Annotated in this window: 11 protein-coding genes; 7 read left to right on the top strand and 4 right to left on the bottom strand. The window is 67.9% G+C overall.

Translation table 11 applies throughout. From position 1 onward, the window contains the following. Positions 1-17 precede the first annotated feature (17 nt). The 3 genes from AC6JAM_RS06960 (at position 18) to AC6JAM_RS06950 (ending at position 4087) form a co-directional block, all read left to right on the top strand. On the top strand, positions 18-1016 hold the full coding sequence (locus tag AC6JAM_RS06960; RefSeq protein ID WP_056388250.1) for a bile acid:sodium symporter family protein: 999 nt from the start codon (positions 18-20) through the stop codon (positions 1014-1016). A 126-nt stretch (positions 1017-1142) separates the two neighbouring features. After that, a complete protein-coding gene (locus tag AC6JAM_RS06955; protein WP_497934349.1) occupies positions 1143-3608 on the top strand; it encodes a molybdopterin oxidoreductase family protein in 2466 nt (821 codons plus the stop codon). Further along, positions 3605-4087, top strand: coding sequence for a hypothetical protein (locus AC6JAM_RS06950; protein WP_497934348.1), 483 nt, complete (start codon positions 3605-3607; stop codon positions 4085-4087). The genes AC6JAM_RS06955 and AC6JAM_RS06950 overlap by 4 nt, the downstream gene beginning before the upstream one ends. A gap of 67 nt (positions 4088-4154) precedes the next feature. Here AC6JAM_RS06950 and AC6JAM_RS06945 read toward each other — a convergent pair whose 3' ends face one another. After that, positions 4155-4907 carry a MerR family transcriptional regulator gene (locus AC6JAM_RS06945; protein ID WP_018772154.1) on the bottom strand — a complete coding sequence of 251 codons (753 nt, stop codon included), beginning with the start codon at positions 4905-4907 and terminating at the stop codon, positions 4155-4157. Between the two features lie 255 nt (positions 4908-5162). Between AC6JAM_RS06945 and AC6JAM_RS06940 the strand changes: the two genes are divergently transcribed. The 4 genes from AC6JAM_RS06940 to AC6JAM_RS06925 are packed head-to-tail and all read left to right on the top strand — an operon-like array spanning position 5163 to position 10060. Beyond that, positions 5163-6074 carry an alpha/beta hydrolase fold domain-containing protein gene (locus tag AC6JAM_RS06940; protein WP_497934346.1) on the top strand — a complete coding sequence of 304 codons (912 nt, stop codon included), beginning with the start codon at positions 5163-5165 and terminating at the stop codon, positions 6072-6074. 56 nt (positions 6075-6130) lie between these two features. Further along, a complete protein-coding gene (locus AC6JAM_RS06935; protein ID WP_018772152.1) occupies positions 6131-7012 on the top strand; it encodes a fumarylacetoacetate hydrolase family protein in 882 nt (293 codons plus the stop codon). Then, positions 7012-8838, top strand: coding sequence for an FAD-dependent monooxygenase (locus AC6JAM_RS06930; protein ID WP_497934345.1), 1827 nt, complete (start codon positions 7012-7014; stop codon positions 8836-8838). Before AC6JAM_RS06935 ends, AC6JAM_RS06930 begins: the two co-directional genes overlap by 1 nt. Continuing rightward, positions 8816-10060, top strand: a complete 1245-nt coding sequence (locus AC6JAM_RS06925) for a DUF3500 domain-containing protein (protein WP_497934343.1) — start codon at positions 8816-8818, stop codon at positions 10058-10060. Before AC6JAM_RS06930 ends, AC6JAM_RS06925 begins: the two co-directional genes overlap by 23 nt. Before the next feature lie 107 nt (positions 10061-10167). On the opposite strand, the gene AC6JAM_RS06920 is transcribed toward AC6JAM_RS06925, so the two are convergent. The 3 genes from AC6JAM_RS06920 to AC6JAM_RS06910 form a co-directional block, all read right to left on the bottom strand. Continuing rightward, positions 10168-11238, bottom strand: a complete 1071-nt coding sequence (locus AC6JAM_RS06920) for a quercetin 2,3-dioxygenase (protein ID WP_497934342.1) — start codon at positions 11236-11238, stop codon at positions 10168-10170. A 127-nt stretch (positions 11239-11365) separates the two neighbouring features. Next, positions 11366-11665, bottom strand: a complete 300-nt coding sequence (locus tag AC6JAM_RS06915; protein WP_018772148.1) for a DUF4193 domain-containing protein — start codon at positions 11663-11665, stop codon at positions 11366-11368. A gap of 144 nt (positions 11666-11809) precedes the next feature. Next, positions 11810-12670, bottom strand: coding sequence for an SDR family NAD(P)-dependent oxidoreductase (locus AC6JAM_RS06910; protein ID WP_497934341.1), 861 nt, complete (start codon positions 12668-12670; stop codon positions 11810-11812). Positions 12671-12748 lie beyond the last annotated feature (78 nt).

Genomic DNA, 12748 nt, shown 5'->3' with positions numbered 1-12748 from the left:
GGTGACAGCATGGTTGGATGCTTGAGGCAACTAAATCCCATAATTCCCCGGACGGGACACCCGTCAACCCTGCGCTGCAAGCGGAGAGCAAGATCGCCCGCATCGCGGTGACGGTGTTTCCCATCCTGGTGGTGGCCGCAGGTGTCATCGGCTTCCTGCTCCCCGGGGTCTTCAAACCCATGGCGCCCAGCGTGCCCTACCTGCTGGGCATCATCATGTTCTGCATGGGCCTGACCCTGACTCCGCCGGACTTCGCCGCCGTGGCCAAGCGTCCGTGGGCGGTGGCACTGGGCATCGTTGCCCACTACATCATCATGCCCGGGGCCGGCTGGCTGATCGCCGGCGCCCTCAACCTCGAGCCCGAGCTGGCCGTCGGCGTCATCCTGGTGGGATGCGCACCCTCCGGTACGGCCTCCAACGTGATGGCGTTCCTGGCCAAGGGCGATGTTGCCCTCTCGGTGGCGGTGGCATCCGTCTCCACCCTGATCGCCCCGATCGTCACCCCGCTGCTGGTCCTGTTCCTGGCCGGTTCCTACCTTCAGATCGACGCCGCCGGCATGGTCCTGGACATCGTCAAGACCGTGCTGCTGCCGGTGGTGGCAGGCCTGCTCGCCCGGCTCTTCCTCAAGAAGCTCGTCGCAAAGGTGCTGCCCGCACTGCCGTGGGCGTCCGCCGTCGTGATCTCCCTGATCGTGGCCATCGTGGTGGCCGGCAGCGCCGGCAAGATCATCGGGGCCGGCGCCATTGTGTTCCTTGCCGTGGTGCTGCACAACGGCTTTGGCCTGGGCCTGGGCTACCTCGCCGGCAAAATCGGACGCCTGGACGACAAGGCGCGCCGAGCCCTCGCCTTCGAGGTGGGCATGCAGAACTCCGGCCTGGCGGCGACCCTGGCCACCGCCCACTTCAGCCCGCTGGCGGCGCTCCCGTCCGCCGTCTTCTCCCTGTGGCACAACATTTCCGGCGCCATCGTGGCTGCCTGGCTCGCCCGGCGCCCGCTGCAGGAAAAGCGGGCCTGACCAGCGCCGTCACGCTCCACGGCCCGGAAGCCGGCCTGTTTCCATCCGTACTTCGTGGGTACAGGACCGGGTAGGGACAACGTCGTTCCCGATGTTGCCTGCCAGTTCCGGACAGGAGATGGACAGATGGCTCGGATTGACCGAATAGCTGAACCATGGGGGACAAGGACACCGTACGGCAGTGGCGGTGAGTGGCCGGTGAGGGTGGACACCCACCTGGCCGAAGGGGTGGCCCCGGAGGGCGTGGACAGGTGGGTCCAGACGGCGTCCCTCCTGCACTCCAACGGCGACGCCATGGACATCGCGGTCAAGGACAACCGCATTGTCGGGGTGCGCGGCCGGGCTGTGGACCGCGTCAACCACGGCCGGCTGGGACCGAAGGACCTGTACGGCTGGCAGGCGAACGCGTCAGCCGACCGGCTAACCACGCCCCTGATCCGCGAGGGCGGAAAGCTGGTGGAAACCGACTGGGACACGGCCATGCAGCGCGTGGTGGACCGTTCCAAGGCGCTGCTGGCCGAACAGGGCCCCAGCGCCATTGGCTTTTACACCACGGGCCAGCTCTTTTCCGAGGAGTACTACACCTTGGGGACCCTGGCGCACGGCGGTATCGGCACCAACCACGTGGACGGAAACACCCGCCTGTGCACTGCCACTGCCGGAGAGGCGCTGAAGGAATCATTCGGCTGCGACGGCCAGCCCGGCTCCTACACGGACGTGGACCACGCGGACGTGATCGCCCTCTACGGGCACAACGTGGCGGAAACCCAGACCGTCCTCTGGACCAGGATGCTGGACCGCCTGGCCGGACCCAACCCGCCCAAGATCATCTGCGTGGATCCCCGCCTCACCCCCGTGGCCAAGGCGGCCACCCTGCATCTGGCGCCACGGCCGGGCACCAACGTGGCCCTGATGAATGGGATCCTGCACGACATCATCGCCAACGGCTGGGTGGACCACGAGTACATCAAGGCCCACACGGTGGGGTTCCCGGAGCTCGAAAAAGAGGTCAGGAACTACCCGCCCGCACTGGTGGCGGAGATCTGCGGCGTCCCGGCGGAGCAGATCTCCGAAGCCGCCCGTATCATCGGCCACGCCGAGCGGCTGCTGTCCACGGTGCTTCAGGGTTTCTACCAGTCCAACCAGGCCACCGCCGCCGCTGTCCAGGTCAACAACATCAACATCATCCGCGGCATGCTGGGCAAGCCAGGCTGCGGCATCCTGCAGATGAACGGCCAGCCCACCGCGGAGAACACCCGCGAATGCGGGGCCGACGGCGACCTGGCCGCCTTCCGCAACTGGTCCAACGACGCCCACATCCAGGACCTCGCCAGGGTGTGGAACATCGACCCCATGTCCATCCCGCACTACTCACCGCCAACGCACGTCATGCAGATGATGCGGTACGCGGAGGACGGCTCCATCCGGATGCTGTGGGTCAGCGGCACCAACCCCGCCGTTTCGCTGCCCGAACTGAAGCGGATCCGCAGCATCCTGGAACAGGACCGCCTGTTCCTGGTGGTGCAGGACATCTTCTTGTCCGAGACCGCCCAGCTGGCCGATGTCGTGCTTCCAGCTGCGACCTGGGGCGAAAAGACGGGCACCTTCACCAACGTGGACCGTACCGTCCACCTGTCGGAGAAGGCCGTGGACCCACCCGGTGAGGCCCGGCCCGACCTGGAAATCTTCATCGACTACGCCCACCGGATGGGCCTGCAGGACAAGGACGGGCAGCCGCTGATCAAGTGGCACGATCCAGAGTCCGCCTTCGAAGCGTGGAAGGAATGCACCCGCGGCCGCCCCTGCGACTACACCGGCATCACCTATGACAAGCTGCGCGGCGGCTCCGGCATCCAGTGGCCGTGCAACGAGGAAAACCCGGACGGCACGGAACGCATCTACGCCGACGGGAAGTTCTGGGCCCACCCGGAATACTGCGAAACGTACGGCCGCGACCTGATCACCGGGGCGCCCGTGGAGCCGTCCGAATACAAGGCCCTCAACCCGGAGGGCAAGGCCATCATCAAGGCCGCCGAGTACATGCCGCCGCACGAGCTGCCCAGCCGGGACTTCCCGCTCCAGCTCATCACCGGCCGCACGCTCTACCAGTTCCACACCCGCACCAAGACAGGCCGGGCGCCGGAGCTGCAGGCGGCCGCGCCGGACGTCTGGGTGGAGTTGTCAGCGGACGACGCCGGCGCGTACGGGATTGCCGAGGGCGACCTTGCAGAGGTGGAGACACCCCGCGGTTCAGTCCGTGCCAGGGTGCGGATCAGCGGGATCCGGAACGGGGTGCTGTTCCTGCCGTTCCACTACGGCTACTGGGACACCAACGGCGGCCACCGGCCGGACGGCCCGGGCCGGGCGGCCAATGAGCTGACCATCACGGACTGGGACGCCGCCTCCAAGCAGCCCATCTTCAAGACAGCGGCGGCGCGCATTACCCGGGTTTCCGGCGGTGACGGGCCGTCCCTGGCGCCCACCACCACGGCGTCGGCTCCCGTCGGCGACTTCCCGGAAGAGGCCAGGACCAAGGGGACCGCCGCCGCCCTGGCTGACGAAAAAACCGGCACGGCAGGAGGGGCACGATGAAATTCGGGCTTGTACTTCAGGAAATGCACCGCTCCGAGAACGACCTGGCACACCACCTGCTGGTCATCTCGGAGCGCCACAAAGTGGACCACGAGATCTACCATCTGGCCCGTGACCTGGCGCGCTGGTCCCAGCAACACGTGCGGGACATCGCGGAGATCGGCAGGAACTACGGCCAGGACCTGGACCCGGAGTCGCGCGGCGAAGCGGGGCTGATGGAGACCCTTCGCGAGAAGGGCAGTGAGATGGTGGGCCGGCGTCCGGAAACCGGGATGCTGCTGCTGCGGGACCTCCGGGAGCTGTACCTGATGGCGTGTGGGGTCTCGGCCGACTGGGAGCTGCTGGCCCAGGCTGCCCAGGGAATGAAGGACAAGGACCTGCTGGCCCTGGCCGAAAAGTGCCATCCCCAGACGATCCGCCAGATGAAGTGGGCCAACGGCAAGCTGAAGGAATCCGCCACCCAGGTCCTGGTCAGCTGAGGGGCTTGGTCAGCTGAGGGGCTGGGTTAGCTGAGGTCCCGGTCAGCTGAGGGGCCTGGTCAGCGGGTTATCCCGCCTCACGGGCTTCCTGCAGGTGAGCCACCAGTGCCTGCATCTGCTGCACCGTCCACGGCAGGTCCTTGCTGAGTTCGGCGCTGTTGTCGCTCCACATGGCGCGGGCGGCCGCCTTGGTGCCCTCGCTGCTGTGGAACCGGGAGCCCAGCTCATCCCAGCGGCGCACCAGCTCCCTCGCCTCCGGGCTGTTGGCAGGGACACCGGCGTCCACCTGGCGCAGGCCCTCCTTGACCATCCCGGCCCATTCGGTCCGGGATTCCTCAGTGGCTTCCGGGCCCAGCCGTTTGCGCTGTTCCTCGAGCTCCCGGCGCTGGTCCTCGGTGAAGTAGTTCTCGAACATCGTCATCCTTTCCAAAACGGTCATGAAATAAGCAGGGGCGGCGTCCCCCTGGTTGATGCGGCCCAGCAGGTCCCTGATGGTCCGCTGGAGCTGCCCGAGCTGGAGAGCCTGCCCGTCCAGTGCGTCCAGTTGGCGCTGCAGGAGATCCCGCATGGACTCCGGACTGCCACCCGACCGGTCCAGCACGGCGGCGATCCCGCCCAGCGGCACCCCCAGGCTCCGCAGGGCCCGGATGCTGTAGAGGCGCCTGAGGTCCTGGCCTGTGTAGCGGCGGTGGCCTGCCGCGGTCCGGGCGCTTGCCTGGAGCAGCCCGATGCTGTCGTAGTGGTGCAGCGCCCTGACAGTGACCCCCGTGGCCGCGGCCAGTTCGCCAATGCTCCAGCGCGGTTCATCCAGATGTTCCATACCGCCAACGGTAGGACCTAACGCCGCGTCAGGTTCAAGTCCTGGGACGGCGCTCCTTGAACAGACGGCGCTCCTTGAACAGAAGGCGCTGCTCGAACAGAAGGAAGGTGCAGCCGAAGGGGTTTCATTCAGTGAAACCGGCGGCGCGTCCGGAGCCGTCCATGGCCCAGAGTTGAGTCCATGAACGCGGAGCCCGGGATTGGCCCGCTCAAAGGCACACAGGACAGAAACGGCGCGGCATACATGGAGTCAACGATGACGGTACTGCGGATCCAACGGGGGATCGAGTTCGCCCGGCCCCAAAACGCAGTCCCGCTGCTGCTGGACCTCTACCTTCCCGGTACTCCCGGGGAGGGCCCGGACCAGGACGGACGCCCTGCCGTGATCCACTTCCACGGGGGCGGCTGGCGGATGGGTGAGCGCTCCTCGCTGGGGCCCGGGGTGGACGGTTTCGGCCTCAGCCCCATCGAACAGCTGGTGGACGCCGGGTTCGTGGTGGCCTCCGCCGACTACCGCCTGACGGACGTTGCCACCTTCCCTGCCCAGCTGCTGGACGCCAGGGCGGCGGTCCGCTGGCTCCGCGCCCACGCTGCCCACTATGGCGTGGATCCGCGCCGGATCTACGCCTGGGGCGATTCGGCAGGCGGCCACCTGGCCGCGCTCCTCGGCCTGACTGGCGGATCCTCCCAACCGGCCGGCACCCTGGACGCCGGCACCCTGGACGCCGGCACCCTGGACCGCGACGGCGGGGACCAGGTTGCCGCCGTCGTGGCCTGGTACCCGCCCACGGACGTGGAACGCATGGGCGAACAGGCCAGGACGGATGCCATAGCCCGCGCCGATGACCCCGGCTCCCGTGAAGCGCTGTTGATCGGAGCGCAGCCGGCCGACGCCCCGGACAAGGCCAGGGCGGCCAGCCCCCTCACCTATGTGCATCCAGGCGTGCCTCCCTTCCTCCTGATCCACGGAACGGCGGACCGGTTCGTCCCCGTGGAGCAGTCCACCAGCCTCGCCGCAGCGCTGGAAGGTGCGGGTGCCGCCGTCGAACTTCTCCTGCTGGAAGACGCGGACCACATGTGGCAGCTGCCGGACGGCGGCAGCTCGGCGGCCGGGCAGGCAACCGCCGCCACCATTGATTTCCTTTGCCGGCAGGCAAAGCAGCACTGATTTCCCCACTTCCTTCGGTGCGCCATGCGCCCGGAACACACCCGAAAGGCACCTCCATGCAGTTCATTGGCATCACGCACCACGGCGAACCCTGGGCAGCAGCGCTCGCCGGTTCCCGCGTCCTCCCGCTGGCACCCGTCGCCGGCTTCTGGACCGACGCGGAAGGCTGGCAGGACAAAGCGGCATCGTTGGTTGCGGGCGCGGCAGAGCATGACGCGTCCGACGCCGGCGCCTGGCTGGAGCGCGGCACCGTCACCGAAGTGCCGCTCGTCCCGGCGTCCGCACGGGTCATCTGCGTGGGCCTGAACTACAAGGCGCACGTGGCGGAAGGCAGCTTCAAGGACCAGGAACTGCCGCCGTACCCCACCCTGTTTGCCCGCTGGACGGCGTCCCTGTCCGTGGGCAACGTCCCGGTTCCCGTCCCGGCCGGCGAGTCGGGACTGGACTGGGAGGGCGAAGTGGCCGCCTACATCGGCCGGCGCGTCGAGTCCGCGGATGAGGTAACAGCTGCCGGCGCCGTCTTTGGTTACTCCACCTTCAACGACATCACCTCCCGCAGGGCCCAGAAACTGACGTCGCAGTGGACCCTGGGCAAGAACGGCGACTTCAGCGGACCCCTTGGTCCACTGGTCAGCCGCGACGAGGTGGGCGACTTGCGGGACGGCCTGCAGGTGCGCACGCGCGTGAACGGAATCGAAGCCCAAAACGGCAACACCCGCGACATGATCTTCTCCGTCCCGGCCATCATCGCGCTCATCAGCCAAACGTTCACCCTGCACCCGGGCGACGTCATTGCCACCGGAACACCGGAAGGCGTGGGGTACGCCCGCACCCCGCAGTGGCTGCTGCAGCCCGGTGACACCGTCGAGGTGGAGATCGAGAAGCTCGGCACCCTGACCACGCCCGTGGGCGATCCCTCCCTCCGGAGCCGTGCCTGATGAGCACGTTCCCGAACGCCGGCCCCGCGGACATCCCGGAGGAGGCGCGGGTCCTGGTTTCCGGCGGCGGCCCCAGCGGGCTGTTCCTGGCCCTGGACCTGGCATCCCGCGGGATCCCCAGCACCGTCATCGATCCCCGGACCGCCGTGGACCCCAGCCGCCCCCGGGCCAAGACCACCAATGCCCGCACCATGACGCACCTGCGCCGGCTGGGCCTTGCCGGCGCGCTCCGGAAGGCTTCGCCGCTGCCGGTGGACTACGCCCAGGACGTCATCTTCTGCACCGCGCTCACCGGGCCTTCCGCACATGAACTCCGCCGGTTCCGGCACGCCTTCCAGCTGGTTCCCGGCACATACGGGCCCCAGCCGGAGTGCGGCCAGCAGGTGCCGCAGCCGGTCCTCGAAGAGGTGCTCCGCGCCGCCGTCGCGGACAACCCGCTGGTCACGTTTGTGACCGGGTGGTCCGTCCAGGAGGTCCAGGAGGTTCAGGGGCCGGGCGCCCGCGGAGACGAAGGCGGCAGCCATCACGCCGGACTTTCCCACGCCGCCGCTCCCGAAGATGCCGCTGATCCGGAAGGCGTGGCAGCCACGGCGCCGTACGCCGTCGTCATCGCCGATGTTTCCGGTACCTGCCGCACCATCCGCGCGAACTACGTTATTGGCGCCGACGGCGGATCCTCTGCGGTGCGCCGCAGCCTGGGCATGCGCCTGGAGGGCGGCTCCGCAGCCCTGTCCAACATCAGCATCCTGTTCCGGTCACGGTCACTGGCCTCCGCCGTCTCGCTGGATCCTGCCGTGCAGTATTGGGTGGTGGGATCGGAGACCTCGGGAATGGTGGGGCCCATGGACCGCACCGACACCTGGTGGGCGATTGTCCAGGGCGTGGATCCGGCCGTGACCGTCACCGCCGCCGATGCTGCCGCGATGGTCCGGGCGCTGGTAGGCACTGAGGTGGACGTCGAAGTGGTGGCCACGGACCCCTGGACTGCCCGCATGCTGCTGGCCCCGGAGTACAGCCGCGGCAACATCTTCCTGGTGGGCGACGCCGCCCACCTCAACCCGCCATGGGGCGGCCACGGCTTCAACACCTGCATCGGCGACGCCGCCAACCTGGCCTGGAAGCTCGCCGCCGCCGTCAACGGCTGGGCAGGCCCCGGCCTCCTGCCCAGCTACGGGGAAGAACGCCGGCCCGTGGCAGCCCGCACCATCCGCGACGCCGCGGAGAACGGCAAGGCCCTGGCGTACCATTTTGCGGACCCGCACCTGGCGCTTGCCGGGACCCGTGGTGACGCTGCGCGCCGGGCTGCCCACGACGCGCTCGCCGTGAAGCAGAGCGAGTTCGACTCCCTGGGCCTGGTCCTGGGCTACTCGTACGCGGAGTCGGCCCTCGTGGTTCCCGACGGCCTGCCAGTCCCGGCCGAAGACCCCATCCGCTACGTACCGTCCGCCAGCCCGGGCGCCCTGCTGCCGCACGCATGGCTGGCGGACGGCACCTCCCTGTACAGCCATCTGGGCACCGGATTCACGTTGCTGGTGGACGCCGGCGCGGCAGGCGCGACCGCGGCTGAAGTCGCCCAGCCGGTGTTGGCGGCCGCCGCCCGGACGGGCGTTCCGGTGACCGTCGCCGTCGTCGGACCTTCCTACGACGGCAGGCCCCTTTCCCACGTGTGGGGCGCCAACGCCGTGCTGGTCCGCCCGGACCAGCACGTGGCCTGGCGCGGAAATTCCGCCCCCGCCGCGGGCGCAGCCCTATCCGTGGCGGCCGGATGGTCGCCCACTTCCCTTGAGAACACCAGGAGCAACCGTGTCGACGCCGTCATTCCGTGATTACCTGTTTCCCCCGGACCACCCGCGCGTGGCGGACATCCGGGGCCTGAACGCCCGCGAGTACGCAGAAGCTGCCAAGACCGACCCGTTCGCCGGGCCCATGATCGAAGGCTGGCAGAAGCTTTACCCGCAGCCCTTCACCGGCATCACCAGCGACGGCGTGCGCCGGGAAGGCCTGTACCCGCTGGCACCGGCCCGGCCCGGGGAGGAAGCGCCTGCCGCGGAGATGGTGGCCGCGGCCCGCAAGCTGCTGGGCACCGTCACTGCGGACCAGGCGCGGAAGCTCAGCTACGCCGTGGATGCGCCCGAGTGGCAAAGCTGGGCCAACCCCGAATTCATGCAGCACGATACCGGGCTGCGCCTGGATGAGCTGGAACCACCGGTCCGCGACGCTGCCCTGGGCGTGGTGGAAGCAAGCCTGAGCCCGCAGGGGTTTGAGCTGGTGCGGAACCTGATGCGCATCAACGGGTTCCTAGGCGACCTGGTGGAGCTGCCGCTGCTCATGAACGAGTTCAGCTACAACTTTGCCCTCTACGGCGAACCGTCCGAGACCGAACCGTGGGGGTGGCAGCTCTTCGGCCACCACGCGGCGCTGAACTGCCTGGTGGCGGGGACGCAGCTGGTGGTGTCGCCGGTGTTCATGGGCGCCGAACCGGACATGATCGACGCCGGCCCGCACCGGGGCGTGAAGGTGTTCAAGGAGCGCATCGCCCTGGCCCGGCAGCTGATGGGCGCGCTGCCCGCCCAGCTCCGGGCTGGCGCCACCGTCTACGCGTCGATGGTGGACCCGGCCATGCCCGAAGGCCGCCTCCACCCGGGCGACGAGCGGCACCTCGGCGGGTGCTTCCAGGACAACCGGGTGATCCCCTGTGAGGGCATCCCCGTGCGGGATATGCCCACGGAGGCCCGGGAACTGCTGGACGCGGTGGTGGATGACTTCATCGCCTACCTGCCGGACGGGCCCCGCGCCGCACGGCGCCGGGAGATCCAGCAGCACTACGGTGAATCGTTCTTCAGCTGGATCGGCGGCTGGGAGGGGGAGGAGGCCTTCTACTTCCGCCTGCAAAGCCCTGTGGTGGTGCTGGAACTGGACCACCACACCGGCGTGTTCCTCAGCAACGACGAACCTGCCCCGTTCCACATGCACACCGTGGTCCGCACCCCCAACGGCAACGACTACGGCCGCGAACTGGTCAGGCAATACCCATCGGCTGCTCCGTAACTGCCGTTTTGAGTGTCCGGAACGGCCGCTACGGAGCAATGGAATGATGACAAAGCCAAGGCCCGGATTTCCTCTCGGAAGTCCGGGCCTTCTGTGTTGGATGTGGTTTAGGGGATGTCCAGGGCCGCGCGGCGCTGCGGCGGCGGGCCCACCACGGTCAGGTCCATCTCGGCCTGGGCACGCCCAAAGCCTTCCAGGTCCATGTAAGGCTCGCCGCCCTCGGTGTACATGTAGTCCTCCGTGGGCTGGTTGAAGTACTCGAAGAACCCGTTGAACACGGACGGCGTCAGGAACCCCACCATCTGGGTGTTGTGGGCATCAAACGCGAACGAGTGGATGGTTCCCGCAGGGGCGTGCACAAAGTCCCCCTTGGTCAGCAGCATTTCCCGGCCGTTGGCGTACAGCCACATCCGGCCCTCGGTGCACAGGAAGTTTTCCGTGTGCTGTGAGTGGAAGTGCAGCGGGATGTAGGGGGACTTGGCGCCCTTGGTGTGCACGGCGAAGTAGCTCGAACCGGTGTTGGCCGGCCGGGACAGGTAGGTGAACATGGTCTGGTAGCTGACCAGTCGCTCACCCTCCCCGGCACTCAGGAAGTAGGGGCTCTGGGCAGGCGGGAGGCCGGCGTCGTTCTTGAACGACGGCGCCACGCGCTGGACGTCGGGGAAGGTGATGCCGAACTCGGCGCCCACCTCGGCCTGCTCCTGCAGGCTGGTCTTGTGTCCGGCGCGCACCGGCGGGACGTGCGAATCAATGGGCGTTCCCACCCGCTCGTAGTACTTTTCGCCGCCGCCGGGCGTCATCCAGTTCAGGAACCGGGTGTAGTGGCTTGCCATCCGGTAGGCGTGCGGGGTGTTCGGCGGGATGACCACCGAGTCTCCGGAGGTGAGGATCCTGCTCTCGCCGGGCAGCCAGACGTGCAGGATCCCGTCGAAGACGTAGAGGGTCTTGTGTTCGATGCTGTGGCTGACAAAGGGGGATTCGGCCCCCATTCCGCCGGAGATGTAGGCCGCGCTGAAGATGCCGCCCGTATCGGCGGCGCGGGCGATGACCGTTACTAACTGGCCGTTGATTTCGTAGCGCGCGCCCTCGCCCGACGCCATGTAATACGGGACTGCCTCTCCGGGCAGCACGTTGGCCGCCGGGAGCTGCTTGTTCATTTCCTCAACGCTGAGGGACATGGTTTCCTTCTTTCCAGTCGGCCGGCCTTTGCCGGAGCGTGACCTACATCATGGCTGTCCATCGCTCCGGCCACGAGTGCAGATTCCAATGGTTGGAAACCGAACGCAGTTGGCCGTCGTGCCCCTGCTAGCCCTCACATTCCTTGCAGTACTTCTTGCCATCCTTCTCGCGCGCCAACTGGCTGCGGTGGTGGACCAGGAAGCAGGACATACAGGTGAATTCGTCTGCCTGCACCGGGACCACCTGGATGAGGAGTTCCTCGTTGGAGAGGTCCGCGCCGGGCAGCTCGAAGCTGTCCGCCAGGTCCGTTTCGTCCATGTCGGGAGCTGCCTCCCGGCGGCCGGACTTATCGGACTTCAGCTCCTCCAGGGCGACGTTCGGCTCTTCCTCGGGCGTGACCCGTGGAGCGTCGTAGTCAACTGACATGTGGTGTGTTCTCCTGTCCAGCTGCTGATGTCCAGATTGTTCTGGACAGATCGACAACGCCGGACGCGGGCAACAAATTCCCGTGCCCCGGCATCCGGCGCCGCCCCGGCATGCGGCCCGTGCGGCGGGCATGAACGGTGGCGCTCACCGGAAGTCAGTCCCCGCCAGGCCGGCACAGGCGTCCCACAGCCGCCGCCGCGCCTCCGGGTCAGAACCCATGCCGGGGGTGGGAAGCTCTTTCCGGCCTGCCCACAGCTTGCCGGTCAGCACCGCCGCCTCGGGTGAGGTTGCCAGCCAGAGCGGCGTGTCGGCAGCCTTCTCTGCCGACTTTCCCAGGGTGTTCGTGATCCACCGGAACGGGCCGCCCACGTCCTGCAACAGCCCCGTGTTCTTCACCAGTCCGGGATGGACGGCGTTGACCACCACCCCTGTTCCACGCAGCCTGGCGGCGAATTCCTGGGTCAGGAGGACCCGGCCCAGCATGGTGGGCGGCGTGGAACGGAGGAAGCTGTATTTCCCCTTCGCCGTCTGCAGGTCATCGAAGGGGATCCGGACATTGCCGTACTTGGACGCGATGTTGATGACGCGCGACGGCAGGGCGGCGGACGCACCCTTCCTGAGATCGTCCAGCAGGAGCCCGGTGACCAGGTAGTAGGACATCACGTTGGTGGCGAAGGTGAGCTCCAGCCCTTCGGCAGTTTCATGGCGTTCCTTGCGGAACACGCCGGCCGCGTTCACCAGCACATCCAGCCTGCCGTGACGGGAGCGGAACCCGTCCACGGCAGAGCGGATCGAAGACTGCAGAGACAGGTCGCAGGCCAGCGGCTCAAGCTCCGCGCCCGGAACGCGGGTCCGGATATCGGCCATCGCCGCCTGGGCACGCGCCACGGTCCGGCCCACCACCACGACAGTTGCGCCTTCGCGGGCAAGGCCGGCAGCCACTGCCCGCCCGATCCCACCGGTGGCACCGGTCACCAACGCAATACGCCCGTTCAACCGTGCCATGCCCATCGCCTCCAGCGAGTCCGTGTTCCGGGACTATCCCAGCACTATCCGGTAGATCTGGCCAGAGCCTTCCGGACC

Source organism: Arthrobacter sp. GmRoot5-12, assembly GCF_059739365.1.
This window is presented reverse-complemented; position numbering and strand designations above follow the sequence as displayed.

What these genes read in the sequence shown, in the direction of transcription:
- AC6JAM_RS06940 (WP_497934346.1), top strand. Translation starts at nt 5,163, where the DNA reads ATGACGGTACTGCGGATCCAACGGGGGATCGAGTTCGCCCGGCCCCAA.
- AC6JAM_RS06920 (WP_497934342.1), bottom strand. Translation starts at nt 11,238, where the DNA reads ATGTCCCTCAGCGTTGAGGAAATGAACAAGCAGCTCCCGGCGGCCAAC.
- AC6JAM_RS06930 (WP_497934345.1), top strand. Translation starts at nt 7,012, where the DNA reads ATGAGCACGTTCCCGAACGCCGGCCCCGCGGACATCCCGGAGGAGGCG.
- AC6JAM_RS06955 (WP_497934349.1), top strand. Translation starts at nt 1,143, where the DNA reads ATGGCTCGGATTGACCGAATAGCTGAACCATGGGGGACAAGGACACCG.
- AC6JAM_RS06915 (WP_018772148.1), bottom strand. Translation starts at nt 11,665, where the DNA reads ATGTCAGTTGACTACGACGCTCCACGGGTCACGCCCGAGGAAGAGCCG.
- AC6JAM_RS06950 (WP_497934348.1), top strand. Translation starts at nt 3,605, where the DNA reads ATGAAATTCGGGCTTGTACTTCAGGAAATGCACCGCTCCGAGAACGAC.
- AC6JAM_RS06960 (WP_056388250.1), top strand. Translation starts at nt 18, where the DNA reads ATGCTTGAGGCAACTAAATCCCATAATTCCCCGGACGGGACACCCGTC.
- AC6JAM_RS06910 (WP_497934341.1), bottom strand. Translation starts at nt 12,670, where the DNA reads ATGGCACGGTTGAACGGGCGTATTGCGTTGGTGACCGGTGCCACCGGT.
- AC6JAM_RS06935 (WP_018772152.1), top strand. Translation starts at nt 6,131, where the DNA reads ATGCAGTTCATTGGCATCACGCACCACGGCGAACCCTGGGCAGCAGCG.
- AC6JAM_RS06945 (WP_018772154.1), bottom strand. Translation starts at nt 4,907, where the DNA reads ATGGAACATCTGGATGAACCGCGCTGGAGCATTGGCGAACTGGCCGCG.